This window comes from Proteus sp. G2669 (genome assembly GCF_009915245.1).
Lineage (GTDB): Bacteria > Pseudomonadota > Gammaproteobacteria > Enterobacterales > Enterobacteriaceae > Proteus.
Window position 1 is genome coordinate 1 of record NZ_JAABLX010000008.1, and the last position, 21,865, is coordinate 21,865.

The window sequence follows — 21,865 nt, forward strand, 5'->3', positions numbered from 1 at the left end:
ATTAACCTAATACTTTAGCAACAACGCCCGCACCTACTGTACGGCCACCTTCACGGATAGCGAAACGTAAACCGTCGTCCATCGCGATTGGGTGAATCAGATCAACGATCATATTGATGTTGTCACCTGGCATTACCATTTCTACGCCTTCTGGTAATTCGATAGTACCAGTTACGTCAGTTGTACGGAAGTAGAACTGTGGACGGTAACCTTTGAAGAATGGAGTATGACGACCACCTTCATCTTTGCTCAGAATATAAACTTCTGATTCGAATTTAGTGTGTGGCTTGATTGAACCTGGTTTAGCCAGTACTTGTCCACGTTCGATTTCTTCACGTTTAGTACCACGCAGCAGAACACCTACGTTCTCACCTGCACGACCTTCGTCAAGTAATTTACGGAACATTTCAACGCCAGTACAAGTTGTTTTAACTGTTGGTTTGATACCAACGATTTCAACTTCTTCACCAACTTTAACAACACCACGCTCAACACGACCAGTTACTACTGTACCACGGCCTGAGATTGAGAATACGTCTTCGATTGGTAACAGGAATGGTTTGTCAATTGCACGCTCTGGTTCTGGGATGTATGAATCCAGTGCTTCTGCTAATTCAACAATTTTTGCTTCCCACTCAGCTTCGCCTTCCAGTGCTTTAAGCGCTGAACCACGGATTACTGGAGTGTCGTCACCTGGGAAATCGTATTGAGACAGAAGTTCACGAACTTCCATTTCTACTAATTCCAGTAACTCTTCATCATCTACCATGTCACATTTGTTCAGGAATACGATGATGTAAGGAACACCAACCTGACGACCTAACAGGATGTGCTCACGAGTTTGTGGCATTGGGCCATCAGTCGCAGCAACTACCAGGATAGCTCCGTCCATTTGCGCAGCACCAGTGATCATGTTTTTAACATAGTCGGCGTGACCTGGGCAGTCTACGTGTGCGTAGTGACGAGTTGGAGTATCGTATTCTACGTGTGAAGTAGAGATGGTGATACCACGAGCTTTTTCTTCTGGTGCGTTATCGATTTGATCGAATGCACGAGCAGCACCACCGTAAGTTTTAGCTAAAACTGTAGTGATTGCAGCAGTCAGAGTTGTTTTACCGTGGTCAACGTGGCCGATAGTACCAACGTTAACGTGCGGTTTGGAACGTTCAAATTTTTCTTTAGACACGACTATATTCCTTAATATCGCTCCCTCTTATTAGAGGGAGCGTAAACTAAATTGAACTCGAAAGGATCTTATTTCGCTTTACGAGCTTCGATAATAGCCTGAGCGACGTTGCTAGGCGCTTCGTTGTACTTCAAGAACTCCATAGAGTATGAAGCACGACCCTGAGTTTGTGAACGCAGGTCAGTTGCATAACCGAACATTTCAGCCAGTGGTACTTGAGCACGGATGATCTTACCGGTAGGCAGATCGTCCATACCTTCAACCATACCACGACGACGGTTTAAGTCACCGATAACGTCGCCCATGTAATCTTCTGGCGTTTCAATCTCAACTTTCATGACTGGCTCAAGCAGAATTGGCTTAGCTTTCATGAAGCCGTCTTTAAATGCCATTGATGCGGCAATTTTAAACGCGATTTCTGAGGAGTCAACATCATGGTAAGAACCGTAATGTAAACGAGCCTGAATATCCACAACAGGGTAACCTGCTAATGGACCAGATTTCAGCTGTTCTTGAATACCTTTATCAACAGCTGGGATGAATTCTTTAGGAATTACACCACCAACGATATCGTTGATAAATACGTAGTTCTCTTCACCACCTGCTGGTAATGGAGACAGGTCGATAACAACATGACCGTACTGACCACGACCACCAGATTGTTTCGCGTGCTTACCTTCGATATCAGTTACTGTATCACGAATAGTTTCACGGTAAGCAACCTGTGGTTTACCTACGTTCGCTTCAACTTTAAATTCACGACGCATACGGTCAACTAACACGTCTAAGTGCAGCTCACCCATACCAGCAATGATAGTTTGACCAGTTTCTTCGTCGCTTGATACGCGGAAAGATGGATCTTCCTGAGCCAGACGGTTCAGAGCGATACCCATTTTTTCTTGGTCAACTTTAGTCTTAGGTTCGATAGCAACAGAAATTACTGGCTCTGGGAATTCCATACGTTCTAAGATGATTGGTGCATCAATTGCACATAAAGTATCACCTGTAGTTACGTCTTTCAGACCGATAGCAGCAGCGATGTCGCCTGCACGAACTTCTTTAATTTCTTCACGCTTGTTAGCATGCATCTGAACAATACGGCCAAAACGTTCTTTTCTGTCTTTAACCGGGTTCAGAACTGTGTCACCTGAGTTTACAACACCAGAGTACACACGGAAGAATGTTAAGTTACCAACAAATGGGTCAGTTGCGATTTTGAATGCCAGTGCAGAGAATGGCTCTTCGTCGCTTGAATGACGTTCTGCTGGAGTATCTTTACCATCTGGTAACATACCGTTGATAGCAGGGACATCTGTTGGCGCTGGCAGGTATTCAATTACCGCATCCAGCATTGCCTGAACACCTTTGTTCTTAAATGCAGAACCACAGGTAACCAGGATAATTTCGTTATCTAGAACGCGTTTACGCAGAGCAGCTTTGATTTCTGCTTCTGTCAGCTCTTCACCGCCCAGATATTTGTCCATCAGTTCTTCTGATGCTTCAGCAGCTGATTCGACTAGGTTGTTGTGCCATTCTTCAGCTAAATCTTGCAGATTTGCAGGAATGTCTTCGTATTCGAAAGTAACACCTTGGTCTTCTTCATTCCAACGGATTGATTTCATTTTAATTAAATCAACAACACCGGTGAAATGTTCTTCAGCGCCTACTGGAATTTGCAGTGGAACTGGGTTTGCTGCCAGACGTGTTTTGATTTGTTCAACAACACGCAGGAAGTTTGCACCCATACGGTCCATTTTGTTAACGAACGCGATACGTGGTACATGATATTTGTTAGCCTGGCGCCATACTGTTTCTGACTGAGGCTGAACACCACCAACTGCACAGTAAACCATAACCGCGCCATCAAGAACACGCATAGAACGTTCTACTTCGATTGTGAAGTCAACGTGTCCTGGGGTGTCGATGATGTTTACACGGTGAGGCTCAAACTGTTTAGCCATACCAGACCAGAATGCAGTAGTTGCTGCGGATGTGATAGTAATACCACGTTCCTGCTCCTGCTCCATCCAGTCCATTGTTGCTGAACCTTCGTGAGTTTCACCAATTTTATGGTTTACACCGGTATAAAACAGAATACGTTCACTTGTAGTGGTTTTACCGGCATCGATGTGCGCACTGATACCGATATTACGGTAACGTGCTATGGGGGTTTGACGAGCCATTTTTTCCTCTCTCGTGGGCGTTCAATTCAGGTAAAGGACAGCAGAGCTGTCCTGAAAAGAGTTGCGACAACTACTTCGTGGATTACCAACGGTAGTGTGCGAACGCCTTGTTTGCATCTGCCATACGGTGAACGTCTTCACGTTTCTTAACAGCAGCGCCTTTGTTTTCAGCCGCATCAGATAATTCATTTGCCAGGCGAAGAGCCATGGATTTATCACCGCGTTTACGAGCAGCTTCAACAATCCAACGCATTGCTAATGCATTACGACGAACTGGACGTACTTCAACTGGAACTTGGTAAGTTGAACCACCAACACGGCGGGATTTAACTTCCACAGTAGGACGTACGTTATCTAATGCGATTTCGAACGCTTCCAGTTCAGTTTTGCCTGAACGCTGAGCCAGGGTCTCAAGCGCATTATATACGATAGATTCTGCAGTAGATTTTTTACCGTCTACCATCAGAATGTTTACAAATTTGGCCAGCAGTTCTGATCCGAACTTAGGATCTGGCAGAATTTTACGTTGACCAATTACACGACGACGTGGCATGGAAATACTCCGTTTAAATTCAGGGTTGTCCAAAACTCAATGAGTTTATTTTGACATTAATAGTGAAAAAATGTTTGGCCTTACTTAACGGAGAACCATTAAGCCTTTGGCTTCTTCACACCGTACTTAGAACGAGCTTGTTTACGGTCTTTAACACCGGAACAGTCCAGCGCGCCGCGAACAGTGTGGTAACGCACACCTGGTAAGTCTTTAACACGACCACCACGGATTAAGATTACGGAGTGCTCCTGCAAGTTGTGGCCTTCACCACCGATGTAGGAAGAAACTTCGAAACCGTTAGTCAAACGCACACGACATACTTTACGCAGTGCTGAGTTTGGCTTTTTTGGAGTGGTAGTATATACACGAGTACATACGCCACGTTTTTGCGGGCAAGCTTCCAGAGCTGGAACGTTGCTTTTAACAACTTTCGAGCTACGAGATTTGCGCACCAGCTGGTTAATAGTTGCCATTTAAAAAAAGCTCCTGGTTTTTGCTTCGTAAACACGGATTTGAACTCTGTCTTGTCAACAAGACAAAACATGAGGACGCAGAATTTTATTGCTGACGGGCTCATGTGTCAAGAATTATACAGCAATTCTACGCTCCCCAATGAATTTGTTGGGGGTGTTTTACCGTTAAATCGACAAAATCACCATAACTGATGAGTTTAATATGATGAGATACTTGATCTTTTAAGCCTCTAGCTAAAACATCATCAATTAATGCGTAAACTGAAATTTGCTGTTGAAGACAATATTTTAATAAAGGATTGTCCTCAAGAACTGCCAGCACACCATCTTGTATTAACAAAACATCATCTTCTTTTGTCAATAAAGATAAAAAAGCCTCTAAATCACTTTGATAAATAGAGACGGAATAAGTATACAACATAACCGTTCAACCTTCCTGCCTAACTTCTGTATTAAAAGCGTAATACCACATCATATTCACTCAATTTTTGAGCGATATCTTGATGTGATATCACTTGTGCATCCAACACAAAAGAAGTTTGAGAGGATAATCCACGATGAGCCACGTCTTGGTGTGATATATAGACATTTGTCACATCATACAAGGGGAGCACTTTAAAAGTTGCCGCATGATGGCGTGATAACACCCCCTCAGGCTGTTGATTTTCAACTAATTGAAACACACCATCTGAGATAAAAAAAACACCAATATCTTCTGTTAACGCAGAGGTTGCGAGTAAAGCGTCCAAACCTTCTCGTCCAGCACTATTACCGTGCGGTGCCTGTGTAAAAAGAAATGCGATTGAATTCATTTTTTTCATTAAAATTGCACCACACGCGAACAAGTCAACATCGCTTGAGCAAGCGAACCCAACCCACTGAGTTCAAATTCCGTTGCCATATTATGATTATCAATTCCCTGCTCTTTTGCCTGATCCTCATCAATAATTCCTCGACGTAGCGCAGCTGCAACACAAACATGTAAAGGAATTTGGTATTTTTTCGCCAATGCTATCCACGCTTTGGGAAGATCGAATTCATCATTTGCGGGTGACACCAATTTATTAGCATTTACCACCCCTTCCCGATAAAAGAAAATTTGCGTGATTTGATGCCCTTTTTCAAGAAGGGCATTGGCGAATAAATAGGCACTTGAAGATTGTTCAGTGCCATAATGAGGCCCTGTTACCACTAAACAATATGTCAAAGAGCTCATAATGTTGCCTTACTCGCCATTTTTAAACTGGCGAATATAGAGATAAACAGTATGTTTTGAGATATTCAGTCGATCAGCAACTTGGTTAATAGCGTCTTTGATATCAAAAATACCTTTTTCATAAAGACTTAACACCACTTGTTTATTTTTTGCGTTGTTGGCTACTTCACGATCATTATTCACTTCTTCAATGGTGAACTCTAATGTTTGAGCCACTAAATCATCAACAGATGAGGCAAAGTTAACATCGGATGCAACTTCATGCGTTTCTTCAGGAATAAAGGTTTTGATTATTTCAGAGAATGGAACATCAAGGTTCATATTAATACACAATAAACCGATGACTCGACGTTCACGATTACGAATCGCAATCGTAATCGATTTCATCAATGCACCACTTTTCGCTCTAGTAAAATAAGCCTTTGAAAAACTTGAATCTTCATCTGTGATATCATGTAACATTTGTAATGCCAAATCGGTAATTGGAGAACCAATCTTACGACCAGTATGTTCTCCATTCGCGATTTTAACCGCTGAACATTTCAAATCTTCCAGAGAGTGCAATACGATTTCGCAATGGTTGCCGATGAGCATAGCCAAACCATCCACGGCTGCTTCATAGGACTTCAATATTTCGTGATCAGTTTGAGTAAAAGGTCGGCTATCTAGTTTTTCAAACTCGCTGCTGTCACCATTAAATAACGGGCTAGACATTTGATTATATAATCCTTAAAGGCTTTAATTATGATAATGACTTGAGGTTCTATTTTTTATAACGATTCGTCACTGCGAATCAATTTAATATTAAAAAATTTTAAATATAAAAACTGAATTAGGGCACAATTCTGACGTTAGATCGTCAAAAGATCTACGTCAAGTGCCTTAGAATAAGAGCTTTGTCATAGGTCACAGCTTTTTTCGTTTTTCTTTATCTTTTTGTATCAACGCCCTCTATATTTTTGAAAATTCCATTTTTAAACAGGGGTCTGGATAAAGATTGACACTATTGGATAGATTACCTATATTCCAAGTTATTGTTATTTTAACGAGTGATTAATCCCATGAATACACTGATGATATGCCAATGTCAGCAAACTTCATCAATAATGGGGCTAATTTCTGTTGCTTCTATGCCTATTGAAACTCTCTCTCCACCACCTCCACCTGTGAAAGTGGTTGTAGTCAATACAACGGTTATTGTTGCAACTTACATCGCTTGATCTATTTAATCGGCTTAATCGCGTATTTAACCAACAGACTAGATTGATGTGTTATTTACGTTTATTTATTGATGTTTTATCAATCGCCAACCATGACTAAAAATAATCAAGCTATCTTACTGCTCATTTTACAGGTGTATCATCATGTATTTACGTCAATATTGGGCGAAATTCGGCCCAACGACATTATTTGTTTTATTATGGAGTAGCGGTGCTATCTTTTCTCGCTGGGGATTAGATAATGGTAGCTCATTTGCTATTTTGACTTGGCGTTTTATTATCGCTTTGGCATTTCTTTCTTTTTTGTGTATTCAGCGCCATCGCTTTTTGCCACCGAAAGGAAGTCGCTTAAAAACAGCGTGGGTGGGTTTATTAATTATTGGTGGTTATTCTATTTGTTATCTTTTAGCACTCGCTAATAGCATTACACCAGGAATGTTGGCCACAATTATGGGTGTTCAGCCGATTATCACATTATGGATAATAGAACGTAATTTTACAGCAACACGACTATTAGGGCTTTTAATCGCTTTGGCTGGATTAGTGTTAGTGGTTGCCCAAAGTTTATTTAATACAGCCCTCTCATTGACAGGGATGATTTATGCGTTAGTTGCACTGCTTTGTATGAGCTTTGGTGCGATTTCACAAAAAAAATTACAATTAGCACCAATGGATGCTTTGCCTCTGCAATATGTTGTTAGTCTGGTACTGTGTTTGTTATTTGTGCCATTTCAACCTTTTGATGCTTCATTCGATATTGGCTTTATCATTCCTGTTCTTTGGTTGGCTATTATCATTTCTGTTGTCGCTCAGTTACTGTTATATCGCTTACTCACAACGGGTAATTTAGTTAACGTGACTAGCTTATTTTATTTAGTACCGGGAGTGACAGCATTAATGGATTACATCTTCTTGGGTAATAAAATGTCTTTACTCAGCTTAGCTGGGATGGGCGCAATCATTGTGGGCTTGCTATTTGTCTTTAAAAAACCAAAAGCTATTCTTGTTGAAGAACAGGTAGATTAATATTATCCATTCGTAAGCTATGTATATTAATGAACTTCTTAATAGAAATAAAAATGCTGACATCAATGTCAGCATTTTTTCTTTCGTGATAAGTGAATTACTTATCGCTTTCAACACTCAGTAATTCAACTTCAAATACTAATGTTGAGTTCGCTGGAATACCACTTGTTGCGCGTTGGCCATAGCCTAATTCTGGTGGAATAACTAACTTGATTTTACCGCCTTCTTTGATGTATTTCATGCCTTCAGTCCAGCCTGGAATAACACTTTTTAGGCTAATTGTCAGAGGCTCATTACGATCATAAGAGCTATCAAATTGTTTGCCATCAATTAACATACCTTTGTAGTGTACAGTAACGCGATCAGCATCTGTTGGTGTTTTACCTTTACCAGGGTTTTCAACTAAATACAGTAAACCTGATTTTGTTTTAACTACACCTTTTTCAGCAGCAAATTCTGTACGGAATTTATCACCTGCTGTTTTATTTTCTGTTGCTTCTTTTTCCATTTTCGCTGTAGCAGCTGTACGAACTTGATCTTCAAAAGCCGCTAAGGTTAATTCAATCTCAGCATCTGATAATTTTGATTTACTGTTAAATGCATCCTGAACACCTGCCAGCAGTTGTTTAGAATCTAAAGTAATACCAATATTTTTTTGCTCTTGTAATGCAGCTTCCATGTAGCGACCCATCGACGCGCCTAACGCATAGGCATTTTGCTCATTTTGAGTTTTAAATGCGCTATTTAATGTTGGCACTTTAGCAGTTTCTTCAGCGAATGCTTGAGGTGCGCTGAATGCGAAAGCTAAACTTGTTGCCAGCAACGTCGTTTTTAATAAAGATTTCATCCCATTCTCCAGTATATGTTAGTGAGTCGCTACGTTTTACAAACGAAGATCATAGATCTTCACTGAAACGTTTTGCATCACATCTTGCTGTCATTGCGGTATGAACTCGCCATACTTCAAGTTATATATGCGTCTAATGACCCATTCACTTGTCACTTAGCTGCACCTCGAAATATTTAGAGTAAGATCTATCCGCAGGTAGCAATTTTATATGAATTTAAAAAATTTGCCGACACTCTTAACAGTTAATGTTAGGATTTTTGTCAGCACAGAGTGTTATCACATTAACAAAATAGTCTTTTATCTCAAACCAGATTTATGTCTTCCTGTGTATATATCAGTAAATAAGATTAAATTTCACGATTTCGTTAGTCTCATTCGTCGTAATTCGACATTTTAAAGGAGGAAAAACACAATGGATATTAAGGAAGTAGAGCAATTGCTCATACAATTAGAAAGCAAAGTTGCTTTCCAAGATGCGACTATTGAAGAGTTAAATCAGGTGGTCACACAGCAACAAATTGAAATTAGTCGTTTTAAAGAAGCATTAAAAATTGTCACTGAACGCTTAAAAACATCTCAATCCTCAATACTTGCAAGACCTGAAGATGAAACACCGCCCCCACACTATTAAGTGATAATTTTCTTTTTAGCGTAATCAGAAAAAACAAAAAAGGAGCGCTTAAACGCTCCTTTTGATCTTTCTAAAGAAAGATTAGTGTTGGCAACCGCAACCGCCATGACCGTGGCCGTGACCACCGTGACCATGACCTTCGCCACCACAGCATCCACCTTCTTCACCGTGAGAATGGCCATGACCATGACCACCGCCACAGCATCCGCCTTCTTCACCGTGACCGTGGCCACCACAACATTCGTGCTCTTCTTCTTCACCGTGTACGTGACCGTGAGCTAATTCTTCTTCAGTCGCTTCACGAATTGCAACGATTTCAACATGAAATTTCAGGTTTTGGCCTGCTAACATGTGGTTACCATCAACGATAACTTCGTCACCTTCAATACCTGTAATTTCTACTGGTACTGGACCTTGATCGGTATCAGCAAGAAAACGCATGCCAACTTCTAACTCATCAACACCAACAAAAACATCTTTTGGTACGCGTTGAACTAAATTTTCATCGTATTGGCCATAAGCATCATCAGAAGCCACTTCTACGTCGAATTTCTCACCGACTTCGCGACCTGTTAATGCATTTTCTAAACCACTGATTAAAGAACCACGGCCATGCAGATAGTCTAACGGCGCGCTCACCGTGGACTCATCAACTAAAACACCGTCTTCTGATCTTACTTGATAAGCCAGACTAACTACCAAGTCGTTTGCTACTTTCATGACATCTCCTACATACCCGTGGGCAAAATTTTCCCGATTGTAACGAAAAATAAATCTTCTGTATCGGGTTATATCAAAAAAACCTACAATTATTGTGGTGTAAAGATCCCGATGACCTGTTCATTTTCACGAACAAGTGAATTAACTTCATCCTCTGTTTGCCGTTGCTGATGGCCACATTGAGCACATTCCACAATATCAACTTTATCTTCGCGCCACATTTTGAGTGTGTCTTGAGCTTGACAGTGTGGACACACAGCACCAGCGATAAAGCGTTTACGGGTTGCAGACATGGGGTCAGTTCTCCTGTTTATCAATAGATCTTTTTTCTTTACTTATTTGAGGAATATCCTCTGTTAAAGATTCATCCCAAATATCCGGTTGGTGATGTTCTTGACGAATTTCTTCACTAAAAAGTTCTTCAAGCTCTCGCCTTGCTTCTTTTACACGAGAAACATTGGAAACTTCTTCAGGTGATTCATCCATCAGCTTTCTAAGCAATTGCATATCCAAACGACGAAAATGCTGTTGTGCTCGATAAGCTTGATGAGGATGCATACCTAATTCAATTAATGTCTTACGCCCTAGTTCTAAAGCACTAGAAAATGTTTCTCTGCTAAAATCTGTTACACCTGCTTTAAGTAATTCATGAGCCTCAACACGCCCTCTTGCTCTGGAAATAATATGCAAATTAGGGAAGTGTCGCTGACAGAGGTGAACAATTTCCATCGTCGCTTCAGGTTCATTACTAGTGATTACAATCGTTTTTGCGTGTTCCGCACCCGCCGCTCGTAATAAATTGAGATCAGTAGCATCACCATAATAAACTTTATAACCATATTTACGCATGGTGTTTAAACTTCCCACATCATGCTCTAAGACAGTGACGTTAATCTTGTTAGCCATCAATAAGCGCCCTACAACCTGTCCCATTCGACCAAAACCAACAAGAATGACTTCTGGATGATTGTTTTCAACAAAAGGCTGTTCATCTGTTTTAGGCTCATTATAACGGCGAGATAATACAGCGTCTGTCATTTGCATCACAAGTGGCGTTGTCATCATAGAAAGCGTGACAACCACCAGCAATAATGCCATTTGCTGACTATCTAATACGCCCATTGCCATTGATGTTGAAAAAACAACAAACGCAAACTCACCACCTTGACTTAATACTGATGAAAACTGTAAACGTGTAGAAAAGCGTAATCCAGCTAACCATGCAATACCATAAAGTATCAGTGCTTTAACAATGACTAGAATAAGCACACCCAGTAAAACCTCAGGTAAATAGCGCCATAAGATGCCTATATCTAAAGACATACCGACAGAAATAAAAAAGAGGCCCAGTAACAAGCCCTTAAAAGGCTCAATGGAAATTTCTAATTCATGCCGATATTCTGTATCAGCTAATAATACGCCCGCAATAAAGGTTCCCATTGCCATTGAAAAACCGAGTGTTTCCATAAAAATAGCCGCACCTAGCACCACTAATAACGCGGCAGCAGTAAAGACTTCTCTTACACCCGATTTGACAACTAAACGAAACAGAGGACGTAATAAATAACGCCCACAAACCAATAACGCAGCAAAAGAGGCAACTTTTAATCCAATACGATACCAATCACTGCTAGCCGTTTCCCCTGCAAGTAGCGGAATAACGGCGAGAATAGGGATCACTGCCATATCTTGGAATAACAGAACTGCAAAACCTAACTGCCCGCCTTCATTATGATTCATCCCTTTTTCACTCATAAGCTGTAATGCCATAGCCGTTGAAGACATCGCAATACCTAATCCGCCAATAACGGCGGCCTGCCATGAAAAAGAGGTTAAAACGAGAATAAGTCCTGAGAAAATAGAAGCAGTAAAAACCACCTGCATTGAACCGACACCAAAAATAGCGCGTCTTAATTCCCACAACTTGGCTGGATTTAGCTCCAATCCAATAATAAACATCAAAAAGACCACACCAAGTTCAGCAAAATGTAAGATGTAATCGACATCTTTAAACAGCCCTAACCCCCAAGGCCCAATGGCAATACCCGCAATTAAGTAACCCAGTACGGCACCAATTTTAAGGCGTTGTGCAATCGGCACCATGATCACCGCAGCACAAAGGAAAAAGAGAACCGCTTTAATCATCCAGTTATCTTCCATTAGACATGCTCCCCTTCAAGTGGTGCACTTAACCAATGTCGATAAGCTTCTCCAATATGTGTCAATGTCGTTTTAGACTGTTGCCTTGCTGAATACACAATCATGGGTGATAACCAACGCATACCACACATTTCTGCCATTAATTCAAAAGGACGTAATAATTCTGTGAGTGTGTAGTGATTTTTTCCATTATGTTGGTAAGCATATTCAGGTTCACCTGTGGTCACAACACAGCGGAATGCTTTCCCTTTTAAATGTGACCGTCCACTTTCATTTGCAAAAGGACGTGTTAGTATCCTGTCTTGCCACTCTTTTAATAACGCTGGGCAACTATATGTTTGTAATGGAAATTGAAAAATGATCACTTGATGTTTGCACAACAAAGATTGCTCATGGTGTATATCAATAAAAAAATCAGGATAAGTAGCATATAAATCATGAATAGTTATATTCTCTAGATCCCTCACCGCCTTGATTAATGCTTTATTAGCAATGGATTGGCGCGGCTCGGGATGAACATACACCAGTAATACATTTGATGCGTTTGACATCATTCCTCCTTACAAAACGTGTCAGAAACCATTTTTTCCGTTACCATGCACGCATTGTGACCAACTGTTACGAACAACTTACTCTATATATTAATTTACATACTCTTAATAGACGATATTTATGATTGTTTTTTCTTCTTTGCAAATTCGCCGTGGCGTCAGAGTGTTACTGGATAATGCCAGTGCAACCATTAATCCAGGGCAAAAAATTGGTCTAGTCGGCAAAAATGGTTGTGGTAAAACCACATTGCTTTCTTTATTAAAAGGTGAGCTTCAAGCGGAAGCGGGGAATGTCACCTTTCCCAGTACTTGGGCTATGGCGTGGGTTAACCAAGAAACACCTGCACTTGATGTACCAGCAATTGATTATGTTATTGATGGTGATAGAGAATATCGCCAGTTAGAACAACGATTACAAAAAGCCAACGAGATAAATGATGGTCACGCAATTGCACTTATTCACGGGCAATTAGATGCAATTAATGCATGGACAATTCAATCTCGTGCGGCAACCTTACTAAATGGCCTTGGTTTTAGCCAACAACAACTAAACGAGCCTGTAAAATCATTCTCAGGTGGTTGGAGAATGCGTTTAAACTTGGCACAAGCGCTAATTTGTCGCTCTGATTTACTATTACTCGATGAGCCTACCAACCACTTAGATTTAGATGCTGTTATTTGGCTTGAAAAATGGCTAAAAAGCTATACTGGCACCTTAATTTTGATTTCCCATGACCGTGATTTCCTTGATCCGATCGTGGATAAAATCTTGCATATCGAACAAGAAAAAATCTTCGAATATTCAGGTAACTACTCTTCGTTTGAAATGCAACGAGCAACAAAACTCGCTCAGCAACAAGCCTTGTTTGAAAACCAACAATCAAAAATTGCACACTTACAAAGTTTTATCGATAGATTTAAAGCGAAAGCCACTAAAGCAAAACAAGCACAAAGCCGCGTGAAAATGCTTGAGCGAATGGAGCGCGTTGCTCCAGCTCATTCTGATAACCCATTCCAATTTAGTTTCCGCCAACCAGAGAGTTTGCCTAATCCACTGCTATCGATGGAAAAAGTCAGTGCTGGTTATGGCGAAAAAATTATTCTTAATGATATTAAGCTAAATTTAATCCCTGGATCACGTATTGGGTTATTAGGACGAAATGGTGCAGGTAAATCAACTCTAATCAAATTACTTGCAGGAGAGCTTGAGCCATTACAAGGAAAAATGTCTCTCTCAAAAGGCATCAAATTGGGTTACTTTGCACAGCATCAATTAGAGTTTCTACGCTCCGATGAGTCTGCACTACAACATCTAACGCGCTTGGCTCCTAAAGAGACTGAACAAAAATTACGTGACTATCTTGGAGGTTTTGGCTTTCATGGCGATAAGGTGACTGATGCGTGTGGTCAATTTTCTGGCGGTGAAAAAGCTCGTTTAGTGTTATCTCTTTTAGTCTGGCAACGCCCTAATTTGCTGTTAATGGATGAACCAACTAACCACCTCGATTTAGATATGCGTCAAGCGTTGACTCAAGCGTTAATTAGCTTTGAAGGGGCAATTGTTGTGGTATCGCATGATAGGCATTTATTGCGTTCAACCACTGACGACCTCTATCTTGTTCACGATGGTCAAGTTGAGCCTTTTGATGGCGATCTGGATGATTATCAACAATGGTTAGTTGATCAAAACCGCCAAGAAACACAGGCCAATAAAAATCAGCAAGACAAAGATAATACCACGACAACAAATTTAAGTGCGCAAGACAAAAAAGAACAAAAACGTAAAGAAGCAGAGTTTAGACAGCAAACTCAACCGCTACGTAAAAAACTGACTACCTTAGAAAGTAAAATGGATAAACTCAGCCAAGAGCTTACTCTCATTGAAACAGCACTCTCTGACAGTGGCATTTACGATATCAGCCGTAAAAATGAGCTTTCAGATTGTTTAAGCCGACAAGGTATCGCAAAGTCAGCACTTGAAGAAGTTGAAATGGAATGGATGGAATTACAAGAAACATTGGAAGAGATGACAAATACATTTGACTCTCAGTAATAACCTATCATTCATTAAAAAAGGAACTGTTTTAAGTGAAATAGTTTCTTTATTTTTATCCCATCATTCATTCTTAAAATTTATACAATTCATTTTACTTAGAGGATTTATATCATTTTACAGTAGCACTATTTACACAAAATATAATCTCTCCCTATCTGACAATATCCCAGTAAAAATAACAGTCTAACGTTTATTTTCTGACTATTCATATAAAGTAAGAGAAATAAATCCTTTCGCACTAAAGTTTCTAACATTCCAGCCGAATTAATCATTCTGCTAAGTGGACCTCCCACTTATCGACGAAAAGGCAAAGCTAATAGGTAGGGTTATGTTAAAACGAATTAAAATCTCTCAAGGTTTAATGTGTGTCCTGACTCTGTTTTGTATTATTCAGATCATTTCTGGAGTACAAAGCATTCACGATGCCTACCAGACTCAAAATAAACTCAAGCAAATCTCATACAGTTTCGACCAACTACGTACAATGGATAATACTTATGCGGAGTTGAATACATTACGTACAGATATTATTGCGCAAGCATTTAGCTATATATCAAACCCTCAAGCAGAAGATGCAAACATCACCGCATTTATGCAAACCATGCCAGCACGTAAAGCACAAGTTGATGCTTTGATGAATGAGTATGTTGAGCTATCTGCTCAAACAGGTTTCGATCAGCAACGTATGGCTCAGATCAAACAGCTTTATCAAAAAAGCCGAGCTGATCTTGATTTATTGGCACAATATTTAAGTGAGCGAAATACTAATGCTGTTCGATTGATCTTAAAAAGCCCAGCGAATACTAACTTTACTAACTCACTGTATGAAGCCACAGACTTTATTACAGATGAAGTGGTTAATCCCTCAGTGACCGAAGCGGAAAAGAACTACTACAGTATGCTGTGGATAGCGTCTACCTTTATGGGTATTTTCCTTATTTTCACCACGCTAGTGCTTATTTGGATACGTAAATACATCATTGCTCGTATTAATCAAATGATCACCTATCAAGAAACAATTGCTAAAGGTGATTTAGTCAGTCGTGTAGACAGTGACATTTCAGGTAATACTGAAATAGACCAGCTAATGCTGGGATTACAGCAAATGCGCGCACAATTAAAAGAGATGGTAAGCTCTATCCGAAATAGTAGTGCAGCTATTTATACAGGTGTACAAGAGATTGCTGCAGGCAATAATGACTTATCAAGCCGAACTGAAGAACAAGCTAGCGCACTAGAAGAAACAGCATCCAGTATGGAGCAAATGACCGCAACCATTCGCAATAACACAGAGAGCGCTCGTGAAGTCACAGAGTTGGTGATGAGTACTGCAGATATTGCCGTTCAAGGTGGCGAACACAGTAATAAGATGGTTATGACAATGACAGATATTGCCGACCGTTCACAAAAGATTGGTGAAATTACGGCTGTTATTGATGATATTGCATTCCAAACAAATATCTTAGCCCTTAACGCAGCCGTTGAAGCAGCAAGAGCTGGCGAGCAAGGTCGAGGATTTTCTGTGGTAGCAAGTGAAGTGCGCAACTTGGCACAACGAAGTGCAGAAGCTGCTAAAGAAATCAAAGAGCTTATTGAATCCACAATTTTACGAGTAAGACAAGGTAATGATCTTGTTGAACAAGTCAGTTTATCAATGGGTGAAATTGTAACATCCGTTAATCACGTTTCGGGTTCAATGAAAGAAATTCTATCTGCATCAGAAGAACAAACTCGTGGTATTGCACAAATTAGCCTTGCTGTTAATGAGATGGATAAAGCAACTCAACAAAATGCGGCTATGGTTGAACAATCAACTGCGGCTTCTGCCACATTAAGTGAACAAGCCAGCATGTTAGATATCATCGTCAATACATTTAAAGTAGAACATGAAAAACCATCCCCAACGAAACTGCCTACATTCTCAGCAAAATCGCCAGAAAAAGAAGCGATTAAAACACCGACAATAAAGGCAAACCACCATGGCACCGATGATAATTGGGAAAGTTTTTAAGTTGGCCTCTTATACAAAAGAAAGTAATCGCTCGGTATAATAAGTAGTCAATTACATATAACAAAACCTCTACCTACCATACTCCCAGTTAATTTCTGGGAGTATTTCAATTCCCCCCACACATAAACATAAAAAACGATCATTTTTCATACGAAAAAAGAGCGATTTTTAAGAAATAATAAGAGCATTTTCGAAATCAATACGTTTATTTCACTTATCATAAGACAAATCGATAAATAAAGAAAAACATTGCTCATTATTGCTCTCTTATTCAGCAAAATCATTATAAAGTCTTATTATTCTATTAATTAACATAAAAAATAAGTAAGATAATATACTTACAGTATTTTATATATATCATTAGAATATTTTAGCTATTAGCTGATAAACAAAGCTAAAAAAAGAAATATAAGTCGTCTTTACTATTAAATAGAGTAGAAACAATAAAGTTTTTAAATATTAAGCCGAATAAGTTTAATTGATAAATAGTTATCGCTCCTTGCTGTGTGTCCTACAAATCAATTAAATAGGTAAGGCTATGCTGAAACGAATAAAAATATCTAATGGCTTAATGTTTATTTTAATACTGTTTTGCACTATTCAACTTTTCTCTGGTGCAATGAGTATCCGTGATGCGAGTTTAACAAATAAGCGGATCTCACAATTAGCAAATGGCTTTGAACAGATAAAAACGATGGATTATGGTTATGCGGAGTTAAATAAATTACGTGAAGATATGCTTAATGTTATGTTTGAAGCTCATCTCACTCCTGACATTGCAGAAGATAAAATTACCCACTTTCTTTCCACTTACCCACAACGAAAACAAGAAATTACACGTATTATTACCTCGTATTTTACTTCTGCAACCAATGCCAACTTTGATCCTGAAAAAATAGAAAGTATGAAAAAGCTTTTTAATCGTGTTATTTACGATCTTGATCAGCTTGTCTCATGCTTAGAAATTCGAGATTACTACGGCTTTCAATCTCTTTATGCTCATAATACCAATGAGCGTTTTACTCAATCCCTCTATGAAGCAACAGATTACCTCAGTGATAACGTGGTGACTCATGCAACACAAGCTGCGCAAGGTAATTACGAACGTACGTTAATTTTAGCGTTTGTTTTTATGTTTATTTTTATTCTTTTTACGGTTCTTGTTGTACTTTGGATACGTCGAAATATTGTTTTACGTATCAATCAAATCGTGGATTATATGTCAGAAATTTCACAAGGAAATTTATTAGAAAATAAAGACATCACAGCAAAAGGAAATAATGAAATTGACCAATTAATTACGGGTATTCAGTATATGCGCACTGAACTCTCATTAATTGTGAATGCTATTCGAGGAACAAGTCATCATATTTACACGGGTGTTCAAGAATTATCGGCAGGAAATACCGATCTTTCTTGCCGTACTGAAGAACAAGCTAGCGCATTAGAAGAAACTGCATCTAGTATGGAACAACTCACAGCAACAGTGAGAAACAATACAGAAAGCGCTCGTGAAGTTTCACATCTCATCAATCAAACATCAAATATTGCCAGTAAAGGGGGCGATGTCACTAATCGAATGGTGAAAACCATGACGGATATTGCCGACAGCTCACAAAAGATTGGCGAGATCACCGCCGTTATCAACAGTATTGCCTTTCAAACCAATATTCTCTCCTTAAATGCGGCCGTTGAGGCTGCTAGAGCCGGAGAGCAAGGGCGTGGTTTTTCTGTGGTGGCAACTGAAGTGAGAGAATTGGCACAGCGTAGTGCTGAAGCAGCGAAGGAAATTAAAGAATTAATTGATGCCTCAATAAGTCGAGTTCGTCATGGTAATGATCTTGTTGAACAAGTTAGCATTTCTATGGGTGAAATACTGACATCTGTAAAACATGTTGAAGACTCAATGACAGAAATTTTATCGGCATCTGAAGAACAAACTCGCGGTATAACCCAAGTCTCTCTTGCGGTTACTGAAATGGATAAAGCCACCCAACAAAATGCTGCTATGGTTGAACAATCCTCCTCTGTTGCCAGTTTACTAACCGAAGAAGCAGGCAATCTTGAACAGATCGTTGAGCAATTTAAAACTGCTGAAAGTGAGCAATACAATAAAAAATCACAACATAACATAATCGAAAAATCATTCTCTTCTGAAAAGTCACTGCCCCCCAAAGAAGAAAAAATAAAAAACACCACCAAGGATGACATAAAAGAGAAGAGTTTCGTGAAAGGAACATCTGTCAAAAATGATGAAGACGATGATTGGACAAGCTTTTAAATCATCGTTTTATCATGATTAAAATAGAATTTAGATAAACGCAAAGACACCTATTTTTAGTAGGTGTCTTTTTCTTTTATTTTCTAATAATTACAACTTAATGAAATACATTAATTGCACTGACTAAGTAATTAGTTTGTACTTTCATTTCACCTGAAATCATTGAAGCCTTAGAAACATAATTAGCATTTTCATGCGTAATTGATTCCAGTTTTTCAACTGCACGACCTAGCTCCTTTAATCCCGCACTTTGTTCTGATGAGGCAAGGCTAATTTCACCAATTAAATCGGTCACATTTTTGACATGTACGACAATATCCTCCATCGTACTGACCGTCTCATTGACTTGTTTTGAACCGACTTTGATATTACTACTTGAAGCACTAATCAATTTTTTGATCTCTTTTGCCGCTTCCGCACTGCGTTGTGCCAATTCTCTCACTTCAGTCGCCACCACAGAAAAACCACGCCCTTGCTCACCAGCTCTAGCAGCTTCTACTGATGCATTCAATGCAAGGATATTGGTTTGAAAAGCAATACTATCAATTACACCAATGATATTGCTGATCCGCTCTGAACTTTTCGCAATATCATTCATAGTATTGGCAATATTATCCATTGCATTGCCTCCCTTTATCGCTGCATCACAGGTGATATTAGAAAGGTTATTTGCCTGCCCCGCAGTTTCACTATTACTACTTACCGCCGTAGTCAGCTCATTCATCGTAGATGCTGTTGCTTCAACATTACTGGCTGTCTGTTCCGTTCTTACATATAAATCACGATTACCCGCAGCTAGTTGATCACAAGAAATATCGACTTGATGAATTTGATGACTTACATCATTCACTAACCAACGGAACATTCGGCCTAACTGATTAACTGAACGCTGAGTCATCCCAATTTCATCAATACGATTAAGGTAAGCAACGTTATGTTCATCTCCTGTTGCAACTCGATTAGCATGTTTATTTAATTGAATGATGGGCTTAACAATTTGAAAATACAAAATTCGTTCATTTGCCATGAGTAATAATAGTAAAACGACAACATGCATCAAAAGAGCATAGCCGGATAAGCCAGAAAACCATGCACTTAACAACATAAACGGTAGAGGGAATAGAATAAAAAGGCGAAGGCGTTTTTTTAATGAAATAGTTTGATTCCATGAGCGCCAACGTTGCCATCCTTTATAAACAAAAGCACCTTTTAAAAAGGTGTGAGAAGGATATTTACCTTGATTAAATGCATCATAAAGTGTTGAGGCTTGTGCTATTTCCTCTTTTTGTGCACAGGTTCTGACCGACATAAAACTTTGAATTTTGCCTTGACGAATAATAGGCGTGATATTGGCCCTTACCCAATAGTGATCGCCATTTTTACGTCTATTTTTAACAATCCCTGTCCAAACTTCGCCTTGTTTTAAGGTTTTCCACATATCCTTAAAAACGTCTGAAGGGATATCGGGATGCCTGACAATGTTATGGGGTTTTCCCACTAGTTCCTCTACTGAAAACCCACTGGCCTCGACGAAGTCCTCGTTGGCATAAATAATATTGCCATCAAGATCTGTCGTCGACATCAGTGTTGCGTTTTCAGATACCGGGTATTCTCGCTGTGTCACCGGTTGATTGTTACGCATTAGTTACTCTCCTCGATATTGAAATTAAAACATCTCAACAAAAAAACACTGCCTAAATAACTATCGTTTCGGCCGTTGGGAGAATAACTTTAGTAATAAGTGTAAATACCTACCTTTAAATATTAATTTTTTGAATCAGTTCAAAATTTTTAATTATCTAGACTGTTAATTAATGCCTGAGAACTTAACACTAATGTCTTCGCACATTCATCACGTTTCTTTAATAACGCCATGAAAATAAGATCTGTTATTGTATTTTGTGCAGTACGAGATGAGATTGAAGCACTCCTCCACTCCCCCTCATCCGCAATTGTTTCTAATATATAATCAGAGATCTTTCCTAATGGAGAGTGTTTTTCTCCTGTAATAGCAATAATTTTTGCCCCCTGTTTTTTAGCAACAGAGGCTGCCACTAACATGTCTTTTCTTTTTCCACTATAAGAAATAACTATTTGTAAGTCTTTTGGACTTAACATTTGGGCAACAGATATTTGGACATGATGATCCGTTTCAATAAGTGTAGTGATACCGATTTTTTGTAATTTATAACTTAAATCTCTAGCCACCAACCCAGAACCGCCAATACCTATAATTTGAACGCGTTGAGCTTCATCAATAAGCTGGATCACCTTTTCAAAATGAAAATAATTAATTTGGCGAGTTGTATCACTAATAGAATTATTTTTTTCTTGCGCCAGTTTTTGTGCAATAACAACTAAACTATCATCAGAACCTATTTGATTATGTAATATACTAGCGTTTTGCCCTGTACCTGCATTTTTTCGGCCTAGCTCTTCACTTATTGCAAGTTTCAAAGATGGAAAACCTTTGAATCCTATTTTTTGACTAAACTTAACAATCGCAGACTGACTGACGCCCGTAATTACAGCTAATTGCTGTGATGAAAGTGTCACCGTTTTTTCAGGGTTATCTAAAATATAATCTGCTATTTTACGCTGATTTGTAGCCATACCTGGCTTGATCCAAGCAATTTTTGTTAATGTTGGCATAATGACAATATCCACTTCGAGTACTATATCGTTATATTTGGGATCATTCTTGATAAAGAGTTTGATACCTAAAATTATTTAGGTTTTCAGATTAAA

Annotated in this window: 21 protein-coding genes; 6 read left to right on the forward strand and 15 right to left on the reverse strand. The window is 39.2% G+C overall.

Annotated elements, in window-relative coordinates; genetic code table 11:
* Position 1: 1 nt before the first annotated feature.
* From tuf to GWI68_RS00510, 8 genes are all read right to left on the reverse strand, one after another.
* Positions 2–1,186, reverse strand: coding sequence for an elongation factor Tu (tuf, locus tag GWI68_RS00475; protein ID WP_166539077.1), 1,185 nt, complete (start codon positions 1,184–1,186; stop codon positions 2–4).
* A 68-nt stretch (positions 1,187–1,254) separates the two neighbouring features.
* Positions 1,255–3,369, reverse strand: a complete 2,115-nt coding sequence (gene fusA / locus GWI68_RS00480; protein ID WP_166539078.1) for an elongation factor G — start codon at positions 3,367–3,369, stop codon at positions 1,255–1,257.
* A gap of 82 nt (positions 3,370–3,451) precedes the next feature.
* On the reverse strand, positions 3,452–3,922 hold the full coding sequence (gene rpsG, locus GWI68_RS00485) for a 30S ribosomal protein S7 (RefSeq protein ID WP_004246897.1): 471 nt from the start codon (positions 3,920–3,922) through the stop codon (positions 3,452–3,454).
* Positions 3,923–4,020: 98 nt separating this feature from the next.
* Positions 4,021–4,395, reverse strand: coding sequence for a 30S ribosomal protein S12 (gene rpsL, locus GWI68_RS00490; RefSeq protein WP_004236497.1), 375 nt, complete (start codon positions 4,393–4,395; stop codon positions 4,021–4,023).
* Positions 4,396–4,522: 127 nt separating this feature from the next.
* A complete protein-coding gene (tusB, locus tag GWI68_RS00495; protein ID WP_100159732.1) occupies positions 4,523–4,816 on the reverse strand; it encodes a sulfurtransferase complex subunit TusB in 294 nt (97 codons plus the stop codon).
* 31 nt (positions 4,817–4,847) lie between these two features.
* On the reverse strand, positions 4,848–5,216 hold the full coding sequence (gene tusC, locus GWI68_RS00500; protein WP_109408912.1) for a sulfurtransferase complex subunit TusC: 369 nt from the start codon (positions 5,214–5,216) through the stop codon (positions 4,848–4,850).
* A complete protein-coding gene (gene tusD, locus GWI68_RS00505; protein WP_166539079.1) occupies positions 5,216–5,611 on the reverse strand; it encodes a sulfurtransferase complex subunit TusD in 396 nt (131 codons plus the stop codon). Before tusD ends, tusC begins: the two co-directional genes overlap by 1 nt.
* A gap of 9 nt (positions 5,612–5,620) precedes the next feature.
* Positions 5,621–6,325: a transcriptional regulator gene (locus GWI68_RS00510; protein ID WP_023583301.1), complete on the reverse strand. Its 705-nt coding sequence runs from the start codon at positions 6,323–6,325 to the stop codon at positions 5,621–5,623.
* Positions 6,326–6,672: 347 nt separating this feature from the next.
* Between GWI68_RS00510 and GWI68_RS00515 the strand changes: the two genes are divergently transcribed.
* Positions 6,673–6,831: a hypothetical protein gene (locus tag GWI68_RS00515; RefSeq protein ID WP_166539080.1), complete on the forward strand. Its 159-nt coding sequence runs from the start codon at positions 6,673–6,675 to the stop codon at positions 6,829–6,831.
* Between the two features lie 144 nt (positions 6,832–6,975).
* Positions 6,976–7,857, forward strand: coding sequence for a DMT family transporter (locus GWI68_RS00520; RefSeq protein ID WP_166539081.1), 882 nt, complete (start codon positions 6,976–6,978; stop codon positions 7,855–7,857).
* A gap of 97 nt (positions 7,858–7,954) precedes the next feature.
* Here GWI68_RS00520 and fkpA read toward each other — a convergent pair whose 3' ends face one another.
* Positions 7,955–8,704, reverse strand: a complete 750-nt coding sequence (gene fkpA / locus GWI68_RS00525) for an FKBP-type peptidyl-prolyl cis-trans isomerase (RefSeq protein WP_109408915.1) — start codon at positions 8,702–8,704, stop codon at positions 7,955–7,957.
* Between the two features lie 415 nt (positions 8,705–9,119).
* Here fkpA and GWI68_RS00530 point away from each other — a divergent pair, with 415 nt between their 5' ends.
* Positions 9,120–9,338 carry a SlyX family protein gene (locus GWI68_RS00530; RefSeq protein ID WP_166539082.1) on the forward strand — a complete coding sequence of 73 codons (219 nt, stop codon included), beginning with the start codon at positions 9,120–9,122 and terminating at the stop codon, positions 9,336–9,338.
* Positions 9,339–9,419: 81 nt separating this feature from the next.
* On the opposite strand, the gene slyD is transcribed toward GWI68_RS00530, so the two are convergent.
* The 4 genes from slyD to kefG form a co-directional block, all read right to left on the reverse strand.
* Positions 9,420–10,058, reverse strand: a complete 639-nt coding sequence (gene slyD, locus GWI68_RS00535; protein ID WP_072068764.1) for a peptidylprolyl isomerase — start codon at positions 10,056–10,058, stop codon at positions 9,420–9,422.
* An 89-nt stretch (positions 10,059–10,147) separates the two neighbouring features.
* Positions 10,148–10,351, reverse strand: a complete 204-nt coding sequence (locus GWI68_RS00540) for a YheV family putative zinc ribbon protein (protein WP_109408917.1) — start codon at positions 10,349–10,351, stop codon at positions 10,148–10,150.
* Between the two features lie 4 nt (positions 10,352–10,355).
* Positions 10,356–12,218, reverse strand: a complete 1,863-nt coding sequence (kefB, locus tag GWI68_RS00545; RefSeq protein WP_166539083.1) for a glutathione-regulated potassium-efflux system protein KefB — start codon at positions 12,216–12,218, stop codon at positions 10,356–10,358.
* Positions 12,218–12,769 carry a glutathione-regulated potassium-efflux system ancillary protein KefG gene (gene kefG, locus GWI68_RS00550; RefSeq protein WP_166539084.1) on the reverse strand — a complete coding sequence of 184 codons (552 nt, stop codon included), beginning with the start codon at positions 12,767–12,769 and terminating at the stop codon, positions 12,218–12,220. The genes kefB and kefG overlap by 1 nt, the downstream gene beginning before the upstream one ends.
* A gap of 121 nt (positions 12,770–12,890) precedes the next feature.
* On the opposite strand from kefG, the gene GWI68_RS00555 reads away from it, so the two are divergent.
* From GWI68_RS00555 to GWI68_RS00565, 3 genes are all read left to right on the forward strand, one after another.
* Positions 12,891–14,822, forward strand: coding sequence for an ABC transporter ATP-binding protein (locus GWI68_RS00555; RefSeq protein WP_166539085.1), 1,932 nt, complete (start codon positions 12,891–12,893; stop codon positions 14,820–14,822).
* A gap of 331 nt (positions 14,823–15,153) precedes the next feature.
* The gene (locus tag GWI68_RS00560; protein WP_166539086.1) at positions 15,154–16,836 is read left to right on the forward strand and encodes a methyl-accepting chemotaxis protein; all 1,683 of its coding nucleotides are present in this window, start codon (positions 15,154–15,156) and stop codon (positions 16,834–16,836) included.
* A gap of 538 nt (positions 16,837–17,374) precedes the next feature.
* Positions 17,375–19,117 (forward strand): methyl-accepting chemotaxis protein, encoded by a 1,743-nt coding sequence (locus tag GWI68_RS00565; protein ID WP_166539087.1) that lies wholly within the window; start codon positions 17,375–17,377, stop codon positions 19,115–19,117.
* A gap of 97 nt (positions 19,118–19,214) precedes the next feature.
* On the opposite strand, the gene GWI68_RS00570 is transcribed toward GWI68_RS00565, so the two are convergent.
* Entirely contained in the window at positions 19,215–20,759 is a 1,545-nt protein-coding gene (locus GWI68_RS00570) for a methyl-accepting chemotaxis protein (RefSeq protein ID WP_166539088.1), read from the reverse strand.
* A 149-nt stretch (positions 20,760–20,908) separates the two neighbouring features.
* On the reverse strand, positions 20,909–21,769 hold the full coding sequence (locus tag GWI68_RS00575; RefSeq protein WP_109408924.1) for an SIS domain-containing protein: 861 nt from the start codon (positions 21,767–21,769) through the stop codon (positions 20,909–20,911).
* Between the last annotated feature and the right edge of the window lie 96 nt (positions 21,770–21,865).